The following is a 23,299-nucleotide window of genomic DNA, read 5'->3' as shown; positions in this document are numbered from 1 at the left end:
TGCCCGCCCCAGCGCACGCCCCAGTGGTACACCAGCACCAGCAACGGCAACGCGGCCAGTGCCGCCAACGCCATGGAGCGGTCGTAGAAAAACAGCGCCAGCAGGAGTGCCAAAGGCGTCAACAGCGCATTGGCCATTGGCTGCAAAAGGTGCGCCGGGGTGCTCATGATTTGCAGCACGGTGTGAGTCACCAGGCGATTCAGTTCAGCGCTGCGCCGCTCCACAAACCATTCCAGCGGCAGTTGCACCAGCTTGTCACCAATGCGTCGGTTCAACGCCTGGGCTGCTTCGGCACCGGCGCGATAGCCCGCCAGCTGGGCATACCGGCGCAGCCAGAGGCACAACAAGGCCATGCCGGTGAAACCGATGGCCCAGGCCCAAGGCGTGGTGTTGCCGAACCACTGGGCAAAGGCCATCGGCAACAACGCCAACGCTGCGCCCTGGGCCAACGCACTCAACGCCATCGCCATCAGCGCACGCCGCAACAAGCCGGCTTCACGGGGTTGCAGGCTGCGTAACAGCGCGCGAATCATGCCCGTGCCCTCTTCAGTGCGGCCGCCGAAAACTGCTCAGCGGCCCACAGCCCGGCGTAAGTGCCCTGCTGGTCCAGCAAGCCGTGATGCGTACCGCGCTCGACAATCCGCCCGCCTTGCAGCACGACGATCTGGTCGGCGTCCTGGATGCTGCTCAAGCGGTGGGCGATTACCAGCACCGTGCGGGCACGGGCCAGGCGAGACAGCGCCTGCTGGATCGCGGCTTCGGATTCAGGATCACTGGCGGCGGTGGCTTCATCGAGAATCAGGATCGGCGCTTCACTGAGCATCGCCCGGGCAATGCCCAGGCGTTGCACTTCACCGCCGGACAGTTGCACGCCGGCTCCGAGGACGGTGTGATACCCCTGGGGCAGCGCGAGGATGCGCTGGTGAATCTGCGCGGCCCGGGCGGCGGCTTCCACCTCGATTTGCGTGGCGTCGGGGCGCGCCAGGCGCAGGTTGTCGAGGACGCTGGTGCGCAGCAGGCGCACATCCTGGAACACAAAGGCGACCTGGCGATACAAGGTGGCGCTGTGCATGTCCCGCAGGTCGACGTCGCCGATGCGGATCGCCCCGGCACTCACATCGGCAAAGCGCGCAAGCAAAGTGGCCAGGGTGGATTTGCCGGCGCCCGAGTCGCCCACCAATGCGGTCAGCGTGCCGGGCGGTAGATCCAGGTCAATGTCATGCAGCACCTGCGTGCCGTCGGGGTAGCGAAAGTCCACGCCTTCAAAGCTCACCTGGCGGCCCTTGGGCTCGCGGGATTCGCGAGGTTGCGTCAACGTCGCGCTGTTGAGCACGGTGGCGATACGGCTGGCGGCCATGCGGCCCTGCACCAGTGCATCCGCACCATGCCCGACGGCCGCGACCGGCGCTGCCAGGGCCGGCCCCAGCAGCAGGAACGGCAGCAGTTGCACCGGCATCAGCCAACCGCCAGCCACCAGCGACGCACCGCCCAACAGCACCAGGGCCAGCACCAGCAACGGCGAAAGCAGCACCTCGACACTCGCCCCAAGCCCGGCCCAGCGTTGGGCCCAGCAGGAAAAGAAACTGGCGAAACGTTCCACCGCACCGAAGAACTTTGACTGCACCCGATCGGCCCGGCCGAATGACTTGACCATGGCGATGCTCTGCACAAACTGCTGGGTGGCCAGGGACAGGTTGCCCAGCGCGGCGCCCAGTGCCTTCTGGTCATCCCGATAAGCCTGGGAGCGCAAGGCTCGCAGTCGCCACAGCGCCAGCGCTGGAGGCAGCAGCACCACAACGGTCATCGGCACACTTACCGTCAGCAGGTACAACAGGCACGCCAGGGGCGCCACCAATGCGGCGGCGAGGTTGTTTGGCAAGTGCGCCACCAGTTGATGCAGCGCACCTACGTCGTCGAGCAAAACACGGTCGACTTTTTGCCCACCACGGGCGCTGAACCAAGCCAGCGGAACCCGCGCCAAATGCGCGGCCAGCCGTTGGCGAACCTGGCGTTGCAGGTCGCTGTCGGCCAGGTGGGTCATCTGCAAGGCGGCAGCCAGCCCGAGCATGCGCAACAGCAAAGCGCCCGCACCGGCCAACAACCACCAGAACCCATCGTGCAGATCGAGTTTTCCGTCCAGCAACGACGGCGCCAACTCCGCCACCGCGATCAACGGCAGCAGGCCGATCAGGGTCGCCAGGGCTTGCAGCAGCATGGCGCAGATCAACCGGCCACGTACAGGCGCGAGCAGTTCACGCAGCGAGTCTTGATCAGCCACGGGCGGCGCTTCCCTCAGGTTGTTTTGCCCCGAAATACAGCTGCTGGATAGCCTCCCGCAGGTGCTTGCGGCTGACCTTGCCCACGCCGGTTTGCGGGAAACCGGGGATAAATTCGAAGCGGTCCGGCAGCTTGAAGGCCGCCAACCCTTGCTCACGCAGATGGCGCAGCAGTTCCGGCGGGCGCGGTGCCGTGCCACGGGGAATCACGAAGGCGCAGGTGCGTTCGCCGAGGTAGGCGTCCGGCATCGCCACCAAGGCCACATCGGCGACGGCAGGATGGCTGAGCAGGAGGTTTTCGACTTCTTCGGCGGCGATCTTTTCGCCGCCACGGTTGATCACGTCCTTGTCGCGACCTTCGACCATCAGGTAGCCGTCGTCGGTGAGCATTACCCGGTCGCCGGTGCGGTAGAAACCGTCAGTGGTAAACGCCTGGGCGTTGTGCGCAGGGTGGCGGTAGTAACCGCGAATCGTGTACGGACCACGGGTCAGCAATTGGCCGACCTGGCCCTGTATCACGTCCTGTTCGTTGTCGTCCACCACCCGGATTTCGTCGCCCGGGGACATGGGTTTGCCCTGGGTGTGCAGGACTCGTTGCGGTGGGTCGTTGGGGTCGGTATAGCAAATCAGCCCCTCGGCCATGCCGAACACTTGCTGCAAGCGGCAGCCGAGGGTGGGTTCCACGCGGCGGGCAGCCTCGAAGCTCAGTTTGGCGCCGCCGACTTGCAGCAGTTGCAATCCTGGCAGGCCCTGCCCGCGCGCCTGGGCGGCATCCAGCCAGACCAGCACCAGTGGCGGCACCAGCGCGGTATGGGTCACGCGTTCATGCTCGATCAGGGCGAAGCAGGTTTCGGCGCTTGGCGAGCCGCTCAGCACCACACGGCCGCCCATCAGCAAGGTGCCCATGAACCCCGGGCAGCACATGGGAAAGTTATGGGCCATGGGCAGCGCGGCGAGGTACACCGTGGCGTCGGTCAGGCCGCAACGTTCGGCGCTGGTCCGCACGTTGTAGAGGTATTCATTGTGGCGACGCGGGATCAGTTTCGGCACGCCGGTGGAGCCACCGGACAACTGGAAACACGCGACGGCATCCGCGGGCGGCGCAGAAAAGGTTGGCTGCGGGTCGTCCAGATAAAGGTCTTCGAGCGCGATGAATTCTTCAGCCTCACCGGCCACGATCACCCACGCAAGGTCGCCATGGGCCGCCTTCAAGCCACGGGCCATGCCCCGATAATCAAAACCTGCCGTGACGTCAGCGCAGAGGTATGCCCTGGCCTGGGCAAACTCGCAGAAGCGGCCGATTTCCAGATGACGATGGGCCGGTAACGCAAAGATTGGCCGTACGCCGAGGCGATACAGGGCGAAGCACACTTCGACAAAACCCACGCAGTTCGGCAGTTGCACCACCACGTTGTCCCCTGCCACCAACCCCAGCCGGGAGAACCCGCCGGCCAGTTGATCGACCCGTTGATCCAGTTGGCGATAGCTCACCCGCAGCGTTCCATCGGTGATCGCTTCACGCTCGCCAAAGGTGCGGGCGGCGTTGCGCAGCAGGTCGCCAAAGGTCTCGTCGCGCCAATAGCCTGCGTCGCGATAGCGTTGGGCAAACGCTTCGGGCCAATCGGGGCAGTCGTCAATGATAGTCATGGGGTCTCCAGAGTTTTTTTCGGCAATAAGGGGCCGATGCCGTGAACAAAAGGCCTGCGGGGCAAGGGTGAAAAGGGCTAGGGAGAATGGGTCATTGAGCGGTTCATCCATGAGTCGCCAAGGGCTGCGGAAATGAGAGTGATTATTAATAGTCAAAAGCCGCAGCACGGCAACCGGCAGGACATTCGTTTGCGCGGCTTTTTCTTTTGATTGCGCTACAGCGTGAGTTTCTGCGGCCTGCAGCGATGAGGCGTGGTCCGGGCTTTCGGCTAAAGGATAATCATTCTTAATTACAGGTAAGAAATTTCCTGCTAGCGTATGCCCCTCTTTTCCGGTTCACAGGGAGTCCGCCATGCTCAGCCCACACGCTGCGCCGCTACCGACCCAAAGGGATTTCACCCTCAATTTTCCCAACACTTTGAACACGGGTGCCGCCACCGTCGTGCCGGAAATCACCCTGTCCGCCGGGACTGTGTTGATGGACAGCCAGATGTGGATGCAAGAGCCGCTGTGGCAAGGTTTGAAGATCATCCTGGTGCTCAGCGGCCAGCTCAATTGCCGGGTCGAAGGCCAGCAGGAAGTGGAGATTCGCGGGCCGACCCTGTGCGCCGTGGCCAACCAGGGTGAACATTGTGGCGATCACCTGTTCGCCAGTGGTGTGCCGGTGCGCTACACCACCGTGCAGCTGGATTTCCCGTCGATCCGCAGCGTCGGCCTTGAGCCTGAGCGCCTGCTGGATAAACGCGGCGGCGGGCCGATGATGTTCTGCCAGCCCGCGAGCAAACCGTTGCTCGCCCTTGCCCAACAGATTTTCACCTGCCCGTTGCAGGGCCCTGCCCGCTCCTTCTATCTGGGCGGCAAGGCCCTGGAGCTGACAGCGCTGGGGGTGGAGGGAATTCTCGCGCAAACCGAGTCGCGCCCGGTGCAGGACGCCCATTGCAACTCAGCGGACATCGAACGCATTCATGCCGCCCGCGACCTGTTGCTCGGTTCGTTGCAGGCTTCGCCGTCATTGGCCGAGCTGTCTCGCGCAGTCGGCCTCAACCCGCGCAAATTGACCGCGGGCTTTCGTCAGGTATTCGGCACCAGTGTCTATGTGTACTTGCAGGAACAGCGCCTGGCCGAAGCCTATCGCCTGCTCGCCAGCGGTGAGACCAATGTGTCCAGCGCCGCGTACCGCGTGGGTTACAGCCCGGCGCATTTCTCCACGGCGTTTCGCAAGCGTTTCGGGGTTTCGCCCAAGGCGTTGCGCTGACGGGTTGTGAAAGTTCCGCCCTGCCCCGCAAACGAAAGAAATGATCGCTCGACCCAAAGCAATAGCCCTGCGTCACAACGCCTGGATGAGATACGTTTGCATTCGCATTGAACACCTCATCATGGAGTGAAGCATGGGCACCCGCGTTCTGTACCGAGACACCCCAGGTTTGCCAATCGATACCGCAGTCCCGCACTTGAAAACCAGTCGCAAGCCCTTGGCAACCCTGATCCATGGCGTTGCCCTGGGCCTGTCGCTGACCCAGATGAACCTTGTGCAGGCCGCCGAGGCGGACACCGATCACGCCCTGGTGCTCGACAGCAGCGTGGTCACCGGGACCCAAGCCGACAGCCCCACCGGACAACAGGCCGGCTACGTGGCCAAGCGTAGCCTCAGCGGGACCAAGACCGACACCGCGCTCAATGAAATCCCCCAGTCGATCTCCGTAGTGACCCGCGACCAGATGGACGCGCAGCAAGTGCAATCGGTGAGCGAAGCGTTGCGCTACACGGCCGGCGTGCAGGCCAACACTACCGCCGCCAGCCAGCGCTTCGACAACCTCTCGATTCGCGGCTTCGACGTGACCAGCACCGGCATGTTGCGCGACGGCTTACGTGGCACCACCACCCAGGCCTGGCCAAAAGCCGAAGCCTATGGCCTGGAACGCATCGACGTGCTCAAGGGCCCGGCCTCGGTGTTGTTCGGCCAGAACGCACCGGGCGGTGTGGTCAACCAGATCAGCAAGCGGCCACTGGACCAGTCGTTCCATGAAGTGCAGCTCCAGGGCGGCAGTTTCGACCGCGCCCAGGGCCAGTTCGACTTCAGCGGGCCACTGGATGACCAGAGGCAATTCCTCTATCGGCTGGTGGGCCTGGAGCGCAGCAGCGGCACCCAGTTCGATCACATCAAGGACGACAAAACCTTCATCGCGCCGTCGTTTACCTGGCGGCCGAACGACGACACCAGCCTGACCGTACTGGCCGATTACTCGGAGGATGAATTCGGCGCGCCCCGGGTGTTCCTGCCGACGGTGGGCACGCTCAAGCCGAACCCGAATGGCAAGGTCAAACACAACGTCTTTCTCGACGAACCCGGCCTGGACAACGGCCGCACGCAATACTCGCTGGGCTACCTGTTGGAGCACCGGATCAACGATGTGTGGAGCCTGAATTCCAGCGCACGTTATGGCCACGTCAACCTGCTGACCAACACCGCCAGCGGCATGTCCCTGGCGCCGGACCTGCGCACCTTGAACCGGTCGGCCTACCGCTTCCGCATCGTCGGCGACGTGTACTCCCTGGACAACAATGCCCAGGCCCGCTGGAACCTTGGCGAGGTGCAGATGGTGTCGCTGCTGGGGGTCGATTACCGGCGCACCCGTGAAGACTATTACCTCAACGGCGGCGCGGCATCGTCGATCGACATCTACAACCCGGTGCACGGGGGTGTGTTCGCGCCGAACACCCCGTTCGCCAGCACCTTGCAGCGCGCCGACCAGACCGGGCTCTACGCCCAGCAGCAGATGACGTTCAACGACCGTTGGGTACTGACCGTCGGCGGTCGCCAGGATCATTCGAGTGCGCGCACCGACAACCGCCTGACCGACACCGGGCAGAAGCAGGACGACAACAAGTTCACCTACCGTGCAGGCCTCGTTTACCTGGCCGACAACGGCCTGTCGCCGTACATCAGCTACGCCACCTCGTTCGACCCGGTGCTCGGCACTGATTTCTACGGCACCAGCTTCAAACCGAGCACCGCCAAGCAGTCGGAAGTCGGCATCAAGTACCAGCCGCCCGGGATCGACAGCTACATCACCCTGTCGCTGTTCGACCTGACCCAGCAGAACGTCAAGACCACCGACCCGAGCAACCCGCTGAACAGCGTGCAGACCGGTGAGGTCAACGTGCGCGGCGTGGAGCTGGAAGGCAAGGCCAGCCTCGCCAAGGGCCTGGACCTGCTGGCAACCCTGACCTACAACGACGCCGAAGTCAGCAAGAGCAACAACCCGCTGGAAAAAGGCAACCGCCCCACCGACACCCCGGAAAAAATGGCGTCGTTGTGGGCTGACTACACCCTGCCCTTTGGCCCGCTCACCGGGCTCGGATTTGGCGTCGGCGTACGCTATATCGGTTCCACCGAGGCCGATGCTGCCAACACTGTGAGCGTGCCCTCCTACACCTTGCTCGACGCGGCGGTGCACTACGATTTCGACAAGCTGATCCCGGCGGCCAAGGGCCTGCGCCTGGCGGTGAATGCCACCAACCTGACCGACAAGCACTATTACGAAGGCTGCTCCCTCTCCAGCTGCAGTGCCGGGTATGACCGCAGTGTCATCGCCAGCCTGCGCTATCGCTGGTAACTGCCATGCGTGGGTGGTGGCTTCGTGTGCATCGATGGCTGGCGCTGAGCGTCGGCCTGCTGCTGGCGCTGATTGGCTTGAGCGGTGCGCTGCTGGAACTCAAGGGGCCGATCCTGCGCTGGGAGGTCGGCAGCCAGGCCTTGGACCTGGCTCCGGTTGAACACGGCGCACTGCTGGATGACGCGCAGTGGATCAGCGCGGCACTGGGTGCCTACCCGCAATTTCAGAAAGTCTTTGGCGCCGCAAAACCGCGCCAGGGTTTCCTGGAATCGGACAACGCGATCGTCTTCGGAGCCCTGGAGGATCGGCCCGGCATCGGCATTGCGATGATCGATCCCTACAGTGCCGAGCCACGGGCATTTTTTGTGTTCGATGACCTGTGGCTGGCGAAGCTGGTGGCGCTGCACCGGGCACTGCTGTTGCCGCCGCCCATTGGCGCCGTCGCCCTGTTTGCCTGTGGCCTGGTGCTGCTGGGCTCGGTGGGCAGCGGCCTGTACCTGTGGTGGCCGGGGCGGCGCAGCTGGTGGAAAGCCGCCAGCTTGCGCCCGGGCAGCCAGGGCCTGCGCCGCCTGCGGGAATGGCACAACGTCGCAGCCGCCTGGCTGTGCCTGCCGTTGGCGGTGATTGCCGGCAGCGGCGCCTGGCTGGCCCGGCCCGACTGGTTCTTCGCCAACCCCGCCGCGATCAAACCGCTGTTCTCCGCCGCCCACGGCCACCTGTTGCTCGGGTTGCCCGGCGCGGCCCTGGCCTTTCTTTGCGGCCTGGCATTGCCGCTGCTCTATCTCACCGGGCTGTTGTTGTGGTGGCGCAAACGCGTCCGCCACGTGCGCCCAACTGTTCAAGGAAATTGTTCATGAAACACCCTCTGTTGTTGCAACGCGGCCTGCTGCTCGGTCTTGGCCTGTTAATGAGCGGCCTGGCCTGCGCCCACACCGTCACCGACCTGGCGGGGCGCAAGGTCGACGTACCGGACAAGGTCTCGCATATCCTGCTGGGTGAAGGCCGGATGATCTACTCGCTGTCGCTCCTTGAAGGCAAGAACCCGTTTACCCGCATCGCCGGCTGGCAAGGGGATTTTCGCGGCCTGGACGTGCAGGGTTACGCCGCGTTCCAGAAGCACTTTCCCGAAGCCGACAACGTACCGTTGGTAGGCGGCACCTCCGCCGAAACCTTCAGTGTGGAAAAGGCCCTGGCGGTACACCCGGACCTGGCGATCATGGCCTTGAGCGGCGGCCATGGCCCGAGCCCCGACAGCGAGGCGGTCAAGCAGCTGGAAGCGGCCGGCGTGGCGGTGATTTTCGTCGACTTCAGCGACCATCCGCTGAGCAACACGGTGCCGAGCATGCGCCTGCTGGGCAAGGCTCTGGACCGTAATCAACAAGCCGAGGACTACATCGCGTTTTACCAGGCCTCGCTGGCCAAGGTCACCGATACCCTGGCCAAGGCCGGGACGGTAAAACGGCCGAAGATCTTCATCGACATGCTCGCCGGCCTGCAGGATTGCTGCGGTTCGCCGGGCACCGGCAACTTCGGGGAAATGATCAAGCTCGCGGGTGGCCGGAACATCGCCGACGGGCGCATTCCCGGCCCGATCGGCACATTGAACGTCGAATACATTCTGTCCAGCGATCCGGATGTGTACGTCGCCACCGGCGTATTCGGCCACGGCCAGGGCGGTGTGACCCTCGGCTATTCGGCCACGCCGCAGCAGGCCAACGACAGCCTCAAGCAAGTGTCCCAGCGCGCGCCGCTGAATGAACTGCGGGCGGTACGTGAAGGCAACGTGCATGGCCTCTGGCATATTTTCTATGACTCGCCGGAACACTTGATCGCAGTGCAGGCCCTGGCCAAGTGGCTGCATCCTGAGTTGTTCGCCGACCTGGATCCGGAACAGACCCGAGCCGAATTGTACCGGCGCTTTATGCCAATTCCGGCCAGCGGCGTATTCACCACGAGCCTTGTGCCGTGACGCAGGTGCAAGCCTGTGCGAGCGCCGATGGCGCAGGTGAGCGCTATCGCCACCGCCATGGACGACGGGTATTGCTGTTGTCGGCGCTGGCGTTGGCATTGGTGGTTTCCCTGGCGGTGGACATCACCACCGGGCCTTCCGGCATGAGCCTGACGCGCCTGTTGCAAGTGCTGTGGGACCCGGCTTCGATGCCGCGGGTGGAGGCGGTGATCGTATGGAATGTGCGCCTGCCTTACGCGTTGATGGCGGTACTGGTGGGCGCGGCACTGGCCCTGGCCGGCGCCGAAATGCAGACGGTGCTGGATAACCCGCTGGCCAGCCCGTTCACCCTCGGCGTTTCCGCCGCCGCCGCCTTCGGTGCAGCCCTGGCCATTGTGCTCGGGATGGGCATTCCTGGCGTGCCGGCGCAGTACCTGATTTCGGCCAACGCCTTTCTGTTCGCACTGGCATCGGTGGCATTGCTGTATCTGTTGGCACGCTGGCGTGGGTTTGGTGTGGAGAGCCTGGTGCTGTTCGGGATTGCCCTGGTGTTTGCGTTCAATGCGCTGGTGGCACTGCTGCAGTTTGTGGCGAGCCAGGACAGCCTTCAGCAACTGGTGTTCTGGACCCTGGGCAGCCTGGCCCGGGCGTCCTGGGAAAAGCTCGCGATCCTCGCTGCGGCGTTGCTGCTGTGCCTGCCGTTTTCCCTGCGTCAGAGTTGGGCGTTGACTGCCCTGACCCTGGGCGAGGAACGCGCCCGCAGTTTCGGGATTGATGTCGGCCGCCTGCGGGTGCTGTCGTTGCTGCGCATCAGCCTGCTGTCGGCGCTGGCGGTTTCGTTTGTCGGCACTATCGGTTTTATCGGGCTGATTGCTCCGCATATCGCGCGGCTGTTGGTGGGTGAAGATCACCGCTTGTTCCTGCCAGCGAGCGTGCTCAGCGGTGGCTTGATCCTGTCGATGGCGTCGATTGCCAGCAAGGCATTGATGCCCGGCGTGTTGATTCCGGTGGGGATTGTCACCGCACTGGTGGGAATTCCGTTTTTCATGGCGATTGTGATGCGTAACCGCCGAGGTGCTCTGTGACCGGATTAAGCACACAAGCATTGAGCATGCACTACGGCAGTCGCAGCGTGCTGCAGGACATTCATCTGCCGGCGTTGCTGCCCGGCACCATCACCGCGCTGATCGGCCCCAACGCTGCCGGCAAGTCGACCTTGTTGCGTGGCATCGCCGGACTGCACAAGGCGCACGGCCAGATCTGGCTGGAGGGTGTCGATCTCAATCGCCTGCCGCAAGTCGAGCGCGCGCAACAAGTGGTGTACCTGCCTCAGAGCCTGCCGGAGCGTACGCGCCTGTGCGCCTTCGAAGCGGTACTGAGTGCGGCCATGGCCGGCCATCGCGGCGCGGGTTTTGCGCCTGGGCGGCCGAGCCCGACGGTGCTCAAGGGCGTGGAAAAAATCCTCGCCGACCTCGACCTGACCGCCCTCGCCGACCGCCCGATCGATGCACTTTCCGGTGGCCAGCGCCAACTGGTGGGCCTGGCCCAGGCCCTGGTGCGCCAGCCTCGGGTGTTGCTGCTGGACGAACCCACCAGCGCCCTGGACCTGTATCACCAGTGCCAGGTGGTGGAAGCCATCACCCAGGCCACCCGCGAACGCAACCTGATCACCCTGGTGGTGGTGCACGACATCAACCTCGCCCTGGGCTTCAGTGATCAGGTGGTGGTGTTGCACAACGGTCAGTTGGCCGCTGCCGGGCCACCGCAAGTGGTGATCAATCAGGCGTTGCTGAAAAACGTCTATGGTGTGAGTGGCCGCCTGGAACAGGTGCATGGCCGCCCGCTGGTGATGGTGGATGCACGACTGCCCTTTTCTCCTGCCCTTGGATAACCGATGAACAGCTCCCAAGACGCTGCACTCGCGACTTTGCACACTGACCGCCCATTCAACCTGAGGCCGCTGCTGTTGGCCAACATGGCCTGCACCATGGCGATGATGGCATTTGTCTCGCTGATTGGCCCGATCGCTCGGGTGCTTGGCCTGGCCACCTGGCAGGCAGGTGCGGCGGTCACCGTGTCCGGGGTGATCTGGATGCTTCTGGCTCGTCCATGGGGCCAGGCCAGTGACCGACTGGGCCGGCGCCGTGTGCTGCTGCTGGGCACCGGTGGTTTCACCCTGGCCTACTGGGCGCTGTGCGTGTTTATCGATGCGTCCCTGCAACTGCTGCCATCGGCCATGTTGGCGTTTATCGGGCTGATTCTGGGTCGTGGCCTGATCGGCGTGTTCTACGCTGCGATACCGGTGGGCGGCTATGCGCTGGTGGCCGACAACATTGAGCCTGAGCACCGCGCCAAGGCCATGGCTTCCCTGGGCGCCGCCAACGCCTGCGGCCTGGTGCTGGGCCCGGCGATTGCTGCGCTGTTGGCGCGTCACAGCCTGAGCCTGCCGTTTTATGCGATGGCGGTGTTACCGCTGTTGGGATTCTTGTTGCTGCTGGCCAAATTGCCGCGCCAGGAGCTGCACCTCAAGCAGCCGCCCAAGCCGGTCAACCTCTCGGACCCACGCCTGCGTCGACCGTTGGTGGTGGCGTTTGTCGCGATGCTGTGTGTGTCGATCGCGCAGATAACCGTGGGTTTTTTCGCGTTGGATCGCTTAAAGATGAACCCGGCCGATGCGGCACAAACTGCCGGTATCGCCCTGACCATGGTCGGGCTGGCGTTGATCTGTTCGCAACTGGTAGTGCGCAAACTGGAGTGGCCGCCGCTGCGGATGATTCGCATCGGTGCGGTGGTGTCAGCCCTGGGATTTGCCGGCAGCATGTTCGCTGATACGGCCTGGATCCTGTGGCTGTGCTTTTTTGTGTCCGCGGCCGGCATGGGCTGGATCTTCCCGTCTTTCGCGGCGCTGGCGGCGAATGCGGTGGATGCGTCGGAGCAAGGCGCCACGGCAGGTTCGGTGGGTGCGGCCCAAGGCCTGGGCGTGGTGGTCGGGCCGTTGGCCGGGACCTTGATCTACGCGATCGAACCTCGCCTGCCCTACTTGGTGGCGGCGGCGCTGCTGCTATTGATCGCGTGCTGGCCGGCGGCACGGCAACCAGGTAACACCCCAGGTTGAGCTACCTGTTATTTCTGACAGTAGACGTCCATCCCTGAAAAGCCTCTGATAAAGCGCGTGGCCACAGCATTAGCTGAGGCCACCTACCTTTTCTGGAGACAAGCACCATGAGCGACGACCTGAATGACTTGACGACATTTACTGACAGAAATTGGAATGGCTGGCACCCGGACCGCCCAGACACCGCAAAGCTTGAGCCACGGACGCCTGGGAACGATCACGAGTTCTACCTCACCAATGCATCCGATGCGGTTCATGAGATGGGTATCTCCAAGTCCTACTCATTCATAAAGGGCACTGAATACACAGTGATCTTTGAATACCGGACCCTATCGGAAACGGACATCATCGTGTTGGCGGGAGGCTTGGAGCAAGCATACGGGCCACATCCACCGTCTCCCGGCTGGACGCGCCTGACTGTCCCTCTTCCGTACGTGAAAGAGGACGGAGGCACTCACCCAATCTCAATCAGACTCTGGTCAAGAAGTGCAGGCAGCGAACCCCATCGCTACGACTTGGACAACATTCTTGTCAGGTCGATTCCGGATTAACCTGCAAGGTCACGGGCCCTACAAAATCCGATACAGCAAACGCTCGATCCGCACCCGGCTGACCCGGCGCAAGAACTTGCCGACTGCCGCCGGGTACTCCACGAGGGTTTCCAGCTGCTGGTAGCGCTCAATACGCGAGGTGTGCTGGAAAATCTCGGCAAGCTCGGTGCGCCGTGGCCCTACCCACTCCCCCTTCGGATCATCGATCAGCAAGGCGTTTTCCAGGTCGAGGCGAAACGCCCGCGGGTTGATGTTATTGCCGGTCAGCAAGGTGTAGCGCTGGTCGACCCACATGCCCTTGAGGTGGTAGGTGTTGTCGCCGTCGCGCCACAGGTGCAGGTTCAGCTGGCCGCTGTCGATCATGCGCTGGTGACGCTTGGCGAAGCGACGCAGGCTTATTTCGTAGAGATACGGTAGCGCGGCGATGACCTTGAACGGCTCGCTCGGCGGGATGTAGAAGTCGTTGGCAGTCTTGTCGCCAACAATGATGTCAATCTTCACCCCGCGGGCCAGGGCGCGGTTGATTTCCCGGGTCACCGGCAGCGGCAGGTTGAAGTACGGCGTACAGATAGTCAGCTGGTGCTGGGCGCTGGCAATCAGCTCGCAGATCACCCGGCTCAGGGGGTTGTTCTTGCACACGCCCAGCAACGGACTGACCGTCAGGCTGCCGTTGGGCAACTGCCCCGCCGTGGTGTCATACACCGCGTGTTTCAGGCGGCTGCGCAGGTCGCCGATGTCGTTGCGCAGGCTGCGGGTGGTCGGCGGGTTGGGCAGGTCCAGGCGATGCACCGCCTTGGCGGCCACCAGGCCGTGCTCCACCAGGTGCTGCATCGAGTCGGCCAGCGCCTTGTTGTGGATCAGGTGATAACGGTCATAGCGGTACTTGTCGAACTTGTGCAGGTACACGTTATTCAGGCTGGCGCCGCTGTACAGCACGCTGTCATCGATCACGAAGCCCTTGAGGTGCAGCACGCCGAACAGTTCGCGGGTTTGCACCGGCACCCCATACACCGGCACTTCGGTGCTGTGGGACTCAGTCATGGCCTGGTACCAGGCGCTGTTGCCCGGCTGCTTGCCGGCGCCGATCAAACCACGCTGGGCCCGCAGCGAGTCGACCACCACCACGATATCCAGCCCGGGCCGGGCGGCCTTGGCAGCGTGCAACGCGTCGTAGATCTCTTGCCCCGCCTCATCCTGCTGCAGGTACAACGCTACGATGTAGATGCGCTGGGTGGCCTGGGAAATTTTCTCCAGCAGGCAACGGCGGTACTCGGCGGCGCCGGACAGCACCTCGATCGCGTCGGGCGTGAGGGGAAAACCGCGCAGCTTGGGCAACAGGGAGCGTTTGAATAACGACGGCATAGGGCTCGCAATGGGTCGAATCCGAAGGACTCCAGAGCTTACACCATGGGCTGGCTCAGGTCTTCCCGCCCAGGGTTAAAAATAATTAATTGACCAAGGAGAACGATCGTTCTACTGTAATCTCCATGAACGATATCACTCGCGACATTATCCTCGACGTTACCGAAAAGTTGATCTACCGAAATGGCATCGCTGCCACCGGCATGGATCTTCTGGTGAAAACCGCCGGCGTCTCCAGAAAGAGCGTCTACCGCTACTTCGCCAACAAGGACGAACTGGTGATTGCCGCCCTGCAACGCCGCGACGAGCGCTGGATGCAGTGGCTGCGCAACGAAGTTGAACACCACGCCACCACAGGCGAGCGCCTGCTGGGTGTGTTCAGCGCGTTGAAAACCTGGTTCGGCTCCGATGACTTTCGCGGCTGCGCCTTCATCAACACCAGCGGCGAGACCGGCGACCCGCACAACCCGGTGCGCCAACTGGCCAAGGCCCATAAACAGAAACTGTTCGAGTACGCCCTCGAACTGTGTCAAGCACATGGCACCCCCGACCCGGAACGCCAGGCCGCGCACCTGCTGATCCTGATTGATGGCGCCATTACCGTTGCCCTGGTGATGGGCGACACCACCGCTGCCGATAATGCGCAATCCATGGCGCGAACCCTATTGCAACTTTGACCTGACTTTTAAACCTGTTAAGGAGCCGTCCCATGTCATCCAACGCAGAAATACGCCCGCCGTTGCCGCCGTTTACCCGTGAGTCGGCGATTGAAAAAGTTCGCCTGGCCGAAGACGGCTGGAACTCCCGGGACCCGCAACGGGTATCCCTGGCCTATACCCTGGATACCCAATGGCGCAACCGCGCCGAGTTCGCCCACAACCGCGAAGAGGCCAAGGCCTTCCTGACCCGCAAATGGGCCAGAGAGCTGGATTATCGGTTGATCAAGGAGTTGTGGGCGTTTACCGGCAACCGCATTGCGGTGCGCTATGCCTATGAATGGCATGACGACTCCGGCAACTGGTTCCGCTCCTACGGCAACGAGAACTGGGAGTTTGACGAGAACGGCTTGATGGCGAACCGGTTTGCCTGCATCAACGACATGCCGATCAAGGAAAGCGAGCGCAAGTTCCACTGGCCGCTGGGGCGGCGTCCGGATGAGCATCCGGGGTTGTCGGAGCTTGGGTTGTAGGCTCGACGCTACACAACTGTGGGAGCGGGCTTGCTCGCGAAGGCAATGGCTCAGCCAACATCTCCAGCGACTGACCCATCGCTTTCGCGAGCAAGCCCGCTCCCACATTGGTATTTGCCGTATCCGTCAGTCCTGGTTAAGGCCCACCCGATACAACACGCCGTTATCTTCATCCGTGAGCACATACAGGTAACCATCCGGGCCCTGGCGCACATCGCGGATCCGCGCTTTCAGGCCGCCCAGCAGTCGCTCTTCGTGGATGACCTTGTCCCCATCGAACTGCAAGCGAATCAACTCCTGGCTGACCAATGCCCCGATAAACACGTTGTGCTGCCAGGCCTTGAACCGGTCGGCGTCGTAGAACGCCATGCCACTCACGCCGGGGGATTTCTCCCAGACATGGTGCGGCGGCACTGTGCCTTCGGCGGTCTTGCCCTTGGCCTCGGGAATCGGCGTCAGGGAATAGTTGATGCCATGGGTCGCCAGCGGCCAGCCGTAGTTTTTCCCTCGTTCAATGATATTGATCTCATCCCCGCCGCGCGGGCCGTGTTCGTTTTCCCAGAGTGTGCCGCTCCACGGGTTGAGTGCCGCACCCTGGGGGTTACGCTGGCCGTAGGACCAGATTTCCGGCCTCACGCCTTCCTGGCCGACAAAGGGGTTGTCTTCCGGTATACGACCATCCGGGAAGATCCGCACCACTTTGCCTTGCAGCTTGTCGAGGTCCTGGGCGGTGGGCCGGTCGTTGTTTTCCCCAAGGGTCACAAACAGGTAACCATCGCGGTCAAACACCAGCCGCGAGCCGAAGTGGTTGCCCGTGGACAGCTTGGGCTCCTGACGCAGGATCACCTTGAAGTCTTGCAGGCCGCTCAGGTCATCGCTCAAGCGCCCACGCCCGACTGCGGTGCCTGCGGTGCCATTAGTGCCGCCGCCCTCGGCGTAGGACAGGTACACCAGGCGGTCCTCCTTGAAGTCCGGCGACAGCACCACGTCCAGCAGGCCGCCCTGCCCTTTGGCAAACACCTTCGGCACGCCACTCAGGGGCGCGGACAGTTTGCCGTCCGGGCTGACAAACCGCAGGTTGCCGGGACGTTCGGTGACCAGGAAGCCTTGCTTGTCCGGCAGGAACGCCACCGCCCACGGGTGATCGAGGCCCTTGGCAATCGGGGTGACGGTGATACTCCCTTGCTCGCTGGGAAACTGTTGGGTGGCGGCCGCCGAGACAGGCAGCGCCAGGGGCAGCAAGGCAGCGGCGCAGAAGGTCGCTAGAAGGGTTTTGCGTAACAGCATACGGTGGGTTTCCTTGTCGTCTTTACACACTCAATCGCCGCGATTGCCATTGGCGTCACGGGTGGGAGCCTTGGGCTGGATAGCCGGCGGGGTCTGCGCGCCGTCACGGCGCTGGACGCTGTTGCCGATACCGCCGTTTTGCAGGGTCGGCGGCCTCTGTGCCGGCGGAATATAGGTGCCTCGCGCTGCCGGCGCGTTGGGCTGGGTGCCCTGCATGCTGTTGGGATTGGCCTGGTGGATGGGGCCGTTGTAGGGGTTGTTGCTGGTGCCGGGCAGGTTTTGCGCCTGTGCCAACGAACTCAAGGCCAGGCCCAACGCCAATACGGCAAGGTTGCGCAAACGGGTGTTCATGACAAAGCCTCTCTGGGCGCAAGTAATACGTGCTTTCGATAACACGCTACGCCTTGGGTTCGGCTTTGGTAACTAAATAGTTTCTCATCAGGTGTAACACGATCTGTCTGAAACCCTGGTGCCAGCCGGCTGGCCAGGGAAACTTTTGCCGAATCCGCCCTGTCACCTGAAGACCACACACTTCAGGAATACCGACATGCCACGGGCTATCTGGAAAGGCGCAATCAGTTTTGGCTTGGTGCACATCCCCGTGTCACTGGTCTCGGCCACGTCCTCCCAGGGCGTCGACTTCGACTGGCTGGACAAACGCAGCATGGACCCGGTGGGTTACAAGCGCATCAACAAGACCACCGGCAAGGAAGTCACCAAGGAGAATATCGTCAAGGGCGTGGCCTACGAGAAAGGTCGCTACGTGATCCTCAGCGAAGACGAAATCCGCTCGGCCCACCCCAAGTCCACCCAGACCATCGAAATCATCGCGTTTGTGGCCAGCGACCAGATCCCGTTGCAGAACATCGACACGCCCTACTTCCTGGCCCCCGACAAGCGCGGCGGCAAGGTGTATGCCCTGCTGCGCGAAACCCTGAAGAAAACCCGCAAGGTCGCCCTGGCCAACGTGGTGCTGCACACCAAGCAGCACCTGGCGGCACTGATGCCGCTGGAGTCGGCGCTGGTGCTGGTGATGCTGCGCTGGCCTGCCGAAGTGCGTGGCCTGGACGAGTTGGAATTGGGCAGCGACGTGACCAAACCGACATTGGCCAAGGGCGAACTCGACATGGCCAAGCGTCTGGTGGAAGACATGAGTGCCGACTGGCAGCCGGACGAATACCGCGACAGCTTCCAGGAAAAGATCATGGCGCTGGTGGCGAAGAAGGCCAAGGCCGGCAAGATCGAAGACGTGGAATCCAGTGAAGGTGTGGATGAGCGCAAATCTGCGGACGTGATCGACCTGACGGAGTTGCTCAAGCGCAGCCTGGCCGGCAAGCCCGCGACCAAGGCTGCAGCCAAGAAACCTGCCGCGAAAAAGACCAGCAAGGCTTCATGAGGTAGACCGCCATGGCCAAGCCCCTGAGTGAATACAACGCCAAGCGCGACTTCGACGTGACCGCCGAACCCGCCGGCAGTGCGCCTCGCGCCAGGAACCGGGCGCATGCCCTGTCGTTCGTGATTCAAAAGCACGATGCGCGCAACCTGCATTATGACTTTCGCCTGGAGCTCGACGGCGTCCTCAAAAGCTGGGCGGTGCCCAAGGGCCCAAGCCTCGACCCGAGCCAGAAGCGCCTCGCGGTGCATGTGGAAGATCATCCATTGGGCTACGGCAGTTTCGAGGGCAGCATTCCGGCAGGCCAATACGGCGCTGGCGATGTGATCGTGTGGGATCGCGGTGTATGGCAGCCCCACGATGACCCGCACAAGGCCTACGCGGCCGGCAAGCTGAAGTTCAGCCTGATCGGCGAAAAACTGGCAGGCGACTGGACGCTGGTGCGCACCCGACTCAAGGGCAGCGGCGACAAGGAGCAATGGTTGTTGATCAAGGAGAACGATCAGCAGGCACGCCCGGTGGCTGACTACGATGTGGTCCAGGCTGAACCGAAAAGCGTGCTGAGCGACACAACGGTGGGGGCTGCGAAAAAGCCCGCAGCGCCGAAGAAAGCCAGGCGCAAGCCCTCAACCGACCTGCCCGATCAACTCGCGCCACAGCTGGCGACACTGGTGGACCGTGCACCGGAAGGCGATTGGGTGTATGAGATCAAATTCGACGGCTATCGCATCCTCGCGCGGATTCGCGATGGCGAAGTTCGGCTGTTCACCCGCAATGGCCATGACTGGACCGATCGCCTGCCACGCCAGGCCAAGGCCCTGGAAGCCCTGAAGCTCAAGGACAGTTGGCTTGACGGTGAGGTGGTCAGCCTGAACGCCGACGGGCTGCCGGATTTCCAGGCGCTGCAGAACGCTTTTGATATCGGCCGCAGCCTGGACATTGTCTATTACCTGTTCGATGCGCCGTTCCTGGACGGCCGCGACCAGCGCGAAGCCGCTGTCGAAGAGCGCCGCACCGCACTGAAGGACGCGGTTAGCCGCAGCAAGAGCAAGCTGCTGCGCTTCTCCGAGTCCTTTGCTGCCAACCAGCGGGATATCTTCGAAAGCGCCTGCGACCTGGCGCTGGAGGGCGTGATCGGCAAACGTGCCGGCAGCCCCTACGTTTCCAGGCGCAGCCCGGACTGGATCAAGCTCAAGTGCCGGCTGCGCCAGGAATTCGTGATCGTAGGGTTCACCCGCCCGCAAGGTTCGCGCAGCGGGTTTGGCGCGCTGTTGCTGGCGGTCAATGATGACAGCGACCTGGTGTATGCCGGGCGCGTAGGTACCGGATTCGATCAGGCCGCGCTGAAAAAGATCAGTGCACAGTTGAAGGCGCTGGAACGCCAGACTTCACCGCTGGCCAAGCCCCTGACCAGTGCCCAGGCACGCGGCGTGCACTGGGTCGAGCCGCAGCTGGTGGGCGAAGTGCAATTTGCCGAATGGACCTGCGAAGGTGTGGTGCGCCAGGCGGCGTTTGTCGGGCTGCGCACCGACAAGCCGGCGGAGCAGATTGTGCATGAGCAGCCGCGGACGGCCAAATCGCTGAAGGAAAAACCCCGCAAAAAGACGGCGGGCACCGGCGCCGTGGCTGGGGTCAGGATTACCCATCCGGACCGAGTCATCGATGTCCAGAGCGCTACACAGAAACTGCAACTGGCACAGTTCTATGAGGGCATCAGCGAATGGCTCCTGCCCTTTCTGCGCAACCGGCCGGTGTCCTTGCTCAGGGCACCGGAAGGCATTGCCGGCGAACAGTTTTTCCAGAAGCACTCCGAGCGCCTGGCGATCCCGAATATCAAGCAACTGGACCAGGCCCTGGACCCGGGCCATGCGCGGCTGATGGAAATCGACAGCCCGGCCGCGCTCATCGGTGCCGTGCAGATGGGTACCGTCGAGTTGCATACCTGGGGCGCTACCGCTGACAAGATTGAAACCCCGGACCTGTTTGTGCTCGACCTCGACCCGGACCCGGCACTGCCGTGGAAAAGCATGCTTGAAGCGGCGCAACTGACCTTGTCGGTACTCGATGAACTGGGGCTTGAAGCGTTCGTCAAGACCAGCGGCGGCAAAGGCCTGCACCTGGTGGTGCCGCTGGCGCGCCGCGACGGCTGGGACTCGGTAAAGGCCTTCGCCAAGGCCATCGCCCAGTTCATGACGCTGCAGTTGCCTGAACGCTTTACCGCGACTTCGGGCCCGAAGAATCGCGTGGGCAAGATCTTCATCGACTACCTGCGCAACGCCCGGGGCGCCAGCACGGTAGCCGCCTACTCGGTGCGGGCGCGGCCCGGCCTGCCGGTATCGGTACCGGTGAGTCGTGATGAGTTGAAGAGTTTGCACAGCGCCCAACAATGGACGGTGGCTAACCTGCACGAGCGTTTGCAGGGTTTGAAAAAGGACCCGTGGGCGGGTTATGCCAATCGGCAGAAGATCAGCAAGAAGATGTGGGAGAAGCTGGGGGCGCATCCGCCAGGCTGATGCGCTCCGCTGCCCGGTTCAGATGAGGATGAAGATCGCGGCCAGGCCGGCAAAGATCGCCCACTTTTCCAGGTAGTAACGGGTGCGGTTGCGTTTCTTCAACTCCTTGCCCCGCAGGCGAATCTTGTACAGGCGGGTAAACGCACGGTTCAGGCCGCCGGTCTTGTCACCGGCATCGTTGGGCGAACCGGCCGCAGCCATCACGTTGCGGCTGAACCAACGGTTGAACGCGGCCGCCCAGCGGTACTTCATCGGGCGTTCGATATCGCAGAACAGAATGATCCGGTTCTGCTCGGTGGTGTTTTCGGCGTAGTGGATGAAGGTCTCGTCAAACATCACCGGCTCACCATCGCGCCAGTAGTAGTTTTCACCGTCCACGTTGATGTAGCAGCCCGGGGAGTTGGGCGTGTCCAGGCCCAGGTGGTAACGGTAGGAACCGGCATACGGGTCACGATGGCGTACCAGCTTTGAGCCCGGTGGCAGCTCGGCAAACATCGCGGCCTTGATCGAGCCGATGCTTTGCACCAGCTCGGTGGTGCGCGGGCACAGCTTCATTGCCGAAGGATGGCTGTCGCCGTACCACTTCAAATAGAAACGCTTCCAGCCCGACTTGAAGAACGAATTGAAACCCACGTCATTGTACTGGTCGGAGCGCTTGATCTCGCCTGCGCGCAGCAGGTTCTGGCCTTCCTCGCGGATCTCTTGCCAATGCTCCTGAAGCGGGCTCAGGTCGGGAAAGTCGCTGGGGGACAGGTACGGTCGGCTGGGCAGTTTGGAAAAGAGGTAGAGAAAGCAGTTCACCGGAGCCAGGAAGGTCGAGTGATCGCTGAGCTGGCGCCCCAGCTTGTGGCGCACCCGGCCACGCAGGTGGACATACGCAATAGAGGCAACGTAGAGAGCAACAATGATGAGTTTCAAGGTATTCGTCACAAGTCAGAAGAGAACAGGCTGCTCCCGCGTGCCCACAACGGCCGAGGATTGAAGATGCAGCACCTGAAATCACAATTCACAAAACCGGCAACACGAACGGCTGGGTGACAATCCGGTCGTGGCCATTGGCAGCTATTTTAGCCACACTTTGTAACCAAAGGTTAATCAAGATTTGTGAAAAGGTGTCCAGTGAGTGTGCCAGGAACAGCAGCAGCGGGCTTGCCGGGCGGCCTGCCCGCTGCTGAAGGCGTCAGCTTTTCGGTTCGTCATCCTTGCGTGTACGCAGAGAAAGCCGATATTCATCCAACTCCGAGTAGGGTACGGCTTCGCGTCGTGCCAGCAGATGGCGGCCCAGCGCAATCAGTACACCCACGGTCAACCCTGCCAGCAGGCTCAGTATCATAACCAGGGCTTTCTTGGGCTTGATCGGGCTCAGCGGCTCTTGGGCACGACGGTCAATGGTTACCAGCTTGAGGCCACTCATGTCGATATTCAGGCCTCGCAAACGCGCGACTTCCGCTCGTAACGGTTCAACATCCTGCAAGAAAATGTCTTCATTCCCGCGATTTTTCAGCACCTCCACTTCACGGTTGACCTCCAGCATCTGCAACTCTTTGCCAATCTGTGCAATGCGGCTGTTGGTAAAGTCGTCGCTGGTACGCGCCTGCAACGCGGCACGTTCCGCCTCAAGCGCCTCTGTACCGAGGAAGTACAGCGGGATTTTCTGGTTGTTGACCTCGGTGCGCATTACTTGATTCGAGCCGCTACGCGAGGCATCTGCCATGGAAGAAGGAGTGGTCGGGGTCTTGATGCCCATCGACTTGGCGATGGAAATGGCCTCCGCCAGCTCTGCCAGCCGGTCCGTGCGTTCCATTTTCATCTGTAAGCGCAGGGCACCCAGTTCGTCCTCCAGCTTGGCCCGTTTGAGCCTGTCGGCTTCAAGCAGCTTGGCAATCTTCGATTCCTTGTCGGTTTCGTAATTGGAGCGCGCCGCGTCGATTTTGCCCTTGAGTTCGTTCAAGCGGTTATTGACGATCACTTTAAGGTCAGCACCGACCTGGGCACGTTCCGAATCAATTGCGTAGTCTACAAAGCCGTTGAGAATCGCTACCCCGTCGATGTCTGCCGGGTATTCCAGCTCAAGCTTGATATAGCTGCTCAGGGAGTCGGACTTCTTGGGATCGGGCAGGCTCAGGTTGATGGAGTTTCGATTGAATTCTTCAAAACTCTGCTCGAGGCTTTGCCCGGTTTTCTGGAACGCCTTGAACAGGTCCTCATGGGACTTGAAAAACCCCAGGCGCGCTTCGTATGAGTCCAGTTGCGCCCCCACTTTGTTCAGGGCGTCGGCCGGCGGCAACTTATAGACTTCGGAGCGGTTCAGAGCATCCAGCTCATTGATGGCAGCCGGGCGCAGCACACTGCTGACCTGATACTCCCGCGGGGCCAGAAAAGCGTAGCCCGCCCCCAGCAC

The 23,299-nt window shown here is 62.4% G+C and carries 20 protein-coding genes; 12 read left to right on the top strand and 8 right to left on the bottom strand.

The window, feature by feature from the left end; all coding sequences use genetic code 11:
* The 3 genes from HX786_RS30860 to HX786_RS30850 all read right to left on the bottom strand — a co-directional run.
* Positions 1-533, bottom strand: a 533-nt coding sequence (locus tag HX786_RS30860) for an ABC transporter transmembrane domain-containing protein (protein WP_256735348.1), incomplete at its 3' end; no start/stop codon positions are given.
* Positions 530-2,278 (bottom strand): ABC transporter ATP-binding protein, encoded by a 1,749-nt coding sequence (locus tag HX786_RS30855; RefSeq protein WP_003218426.1) that lies wholly within the window; start codon positions 2,276-2,278, stop codon positions 530-532. The genes HX786_RS30855 and HX786_RS30860, both read right to left, overlap by 4 nt.
* Complete coding sequence (locus HX786_RS30850; RefSeq protein WP_003218428.1) at positions 2,271-3,923, bottom strand: (2,3-dihydroxybenzoyl)adenylate synthase; 1,653 nt, start codon at positions 3,921-3,923, stop codon at positions 2,271-2,273. Before HX786_RS30850 ends, HX786_RS30855 begins: the two co-directional genes overlap by 8 nt.
* Before the next feature lie 352 nt (positions 3,924-4,275).
* Between HX786_RS30850 and HX786_RS30845 the strand changes: the two genes are divergently transcribed.
* The 8 genes from HX786_RS30845 (at position 4,276) to HX786_RS30810 (ending at position 13,154) form a co-directional block, all read left to right on the top strand.
* Positions 4,276-5,178: an AraC family transcriptional regulator gene (locus HX786_RS30845; RefSeq protein ID WP_003218429.1), complete on the top strand. Its 903-nt coding sequence runs from the start codon at positions 4,276-4,278 to the stop codon at positions 5,176-5,178.
* 133 nt (positions 5,179-5,311) lie between these two features.
* Positions 5,312-7,540 (top strand): TonB-dependent siderophore receptor, encoded by a 2,229-nt coding sequence (locus HX786_RS30840; RefSeq protein ID WP_003218431.1) that lies wholly within the window; start codon positions 5,312-5,314, stop codon positions 7,538-7,540.
* 26 nt (positions 7,541-7,566) lie between these two features.
* Positions 7,567-8,397, top strand: a complete 831-nt coding sequence (locus HX786_RS30835; RefSeq protein ID WP_008436204.1) for a PepSY domain-containing protein — start codon at positions 7,567-7,569, stop codon at positions 8,395-8,397.
* The gene (locus HX786_RS30830) at positions 8,394-9,509 is read left to right on the top strand and encodes an ABC transporter substrate-binding protein (protein WP_003218435.1); all 1,116 of its coding nucleotides are present in this window, start codon (positions 8,394-8,396) and stop codon (positions 9,507-9,509) included. Before HX786_RS30835 ends, HX786_RS30830 begins: the two co-directional genes overlap by 4 nt.
* Positions 9,506-10,573 (top strand): iron ABC transporter permease, encoded by a 1,068-nt coding sequence (locus tag HX786_RS30825; RefSeq protein ID WP_023658859.1) that lies wholly within the window; start codon positions 9,506-9,508, stop codon positions 10,571-10,573. Before HX786_RS30830 ends, HX786_RS30825 begins: the two co-directional genes overlap by 4 nt.
* Positions 10,574-10,599: 26 nt before the next feature.
* Complete coding sequence (locus tag HX786_RS30820; protein WP_003218440.1) at positions 10,600-11,379, top strand: ABC transporter ATP-binding protein; 780 nt, start codon at positions 10,600-10,602, stop codon at positions 11,377-11,379.
* Positions 11,380-11,382: 3 nt separating this feature from the next.
* Positions 11,383-12,603, top strand: coding sequence for an MFS transporter (locus tag HX786_RS30815; protein WP_003218442.1), 1,221 nt, complete (start codon positions 11,383-11,385; stop codon positions 12,601-12,603).
* A 107-nt stretch (positions 12,604-12,710) separates the two neighbouring features.
* On the top strand, positions 12,711-13,154 hold the full coding sequence (locus tag HX786_RS30810; protein ID WP_008436193.1) for a hypothetical protein: 444 nt from the start codon (positions 12,711-12,713) through the stop codon (positions 13,152-13,154).
* An 18-nt stretch (positions 13,155-13,172) separates the two neighbouring features.
* On the opposite strand, the gene pssA is transcribed toward HX786_RS30810, so the two are convergent.
* A complete protein-coding gene (pssA, locus tag HX786_RS30805) occupies positions 13,173-14,516 on the bottom strand; it encodes a CDP-diacylglycerol--serine O-phosphatidyltransferase (protein WP_003218446.1) in 1,344 nt (447 codons plus the stop codon).
* A 125-nt stretch (positions 14,517-14,641) separates the two neighbouring features.
* Between pssA and HX786_RS30800 the strand changes: the two genes are divergently transcribed.
* Together HX786_RS30800 and HX786_RS30795 are read left to right on the top strand one after the other, a co-directional pair.
* Complete coding sequence (locus tag HX786_RS30800) at positions 14,642-15,193, top strand: TetR/AcrR family transcriptional regulator (RefSeq protein ID WP_178913045.1); 552 nt, start codon at positions 14,642-14,644, stop codon at positions 15,191-15,193.
* Positions 15,194-15,225: 32 nt separating this feature from the next.
* On the top strand, positions 15,226-15,705 hold the full coding sequence (locus HX786_RS30795; RefSeq protein ID WP_087692671.1) for a nuclear transport factor 2 family protein: 480 nt from the start codon (positions 15,226-15,228) through the stop codon (positions 15,703-15,705).
* A gap of 126 nt (positions 15,706-15,831) precedes the next feature.
* Here the strand turns inward: HX786_RS30795 and HX786_RS30790 are convergent, their stop codons facing one another.
* Both HX786_RS30790 and HX786_RS30785 read right to left on the bottom strand, forming a co-directional pair.
* Positions 15,832-16,992 carry a PQQ-dependent sugar dehydrogenase gene (locus HX786_RS30790; RefSeq protein WP_008436189.1) on the bottom strand — a complete coding sequence of 387 codons (1,161 nt, stop codon included), beginning with the start codon at positions 16,990-16,992 and terminating at the stop codon, positions 15,832-15,834.
* Between the two features lie 30 nt (positions 16,993-17,022).
* Positions 17,023-17,343 (bottom strand): hypothetical protein, encoded by a 321-nt coding sequence (locus HX786_RS30785; RefSeq protein ID WP_008436188.1) that lies wholly within the window; start codon positions 17,341-17,343, stop codon positions 17,023-17,025.
* A 196-nt stretch (positions 17,344-17,539) separates the two neighbouring features.
* Between HX786_RS30785 and HX786_RS30780 the strand changes: the two genes are divergently transcribed.
* Positions 17,540-18,388 carry a Ku protein gene (locus tag HX786_RS30780; protein WP_003218456.1) on the top strand — a complete coding sequence of 283 codons (849 nt, stop codon included), beginning with the start codon at positions 17,540-17,542 and terminating at the stop codon, positions 18,386-18,388.
* Between the two features lie 11 nt (positions 18,389-18,399).
* Entirely contained in the window at positions 18,400-20,898 is a 2,499-nt protein-coding gene (gene ligD, locus HX786_RS30775; RefSeq protein ID WP_178913044.1) for a DNA ligase D, read from the top strand.
* Positions 20,899-20,916: 18 nt separating this feature from the next.
* On the opposite strand, the gene lpxO is transcribed toward ligD, so the two are convergent.
* Together lpxO and HX786_RS30765 are read right to left on the bottom strand one after the other, a co-directional pair.
* Positions 20,917-21,816, bottom strand: a complete 900-nt coding sequence (gene lpxO / locus HX786_RS30770; RefSeq protein WP_008436177.1) for a lipid A hydroxylase LpxO — start codon at positions 21,814-21,816, stop codon at positions 20,917-20,919.
* A gap of 262 nt (positions 21,817-22,078) precedes the next feature.
* Positions 22,079-23,299: GNVR domain-containing protein (locus tag HX786_RS30765; RefSeq protein WP_256735347.1), on the bottom strand; the 1,221-nt coding region annotated here is incomplete at its 5' end.

It is taken from the genome of Pseudomonas sp. 21615526, from assembly GCF_013386245.1.
Lineage (GTDB): Bacteria > Pseudomonadota > Gammaproteobacteria > Pseudomonadales > Pseudomonadaceae > Aquipseudomonas.
The sequence above is the reverse complement of the archived record's forward strand: the minus strand, read 5'-3'. Positions and strand labels throughout refer to the sequence as shown.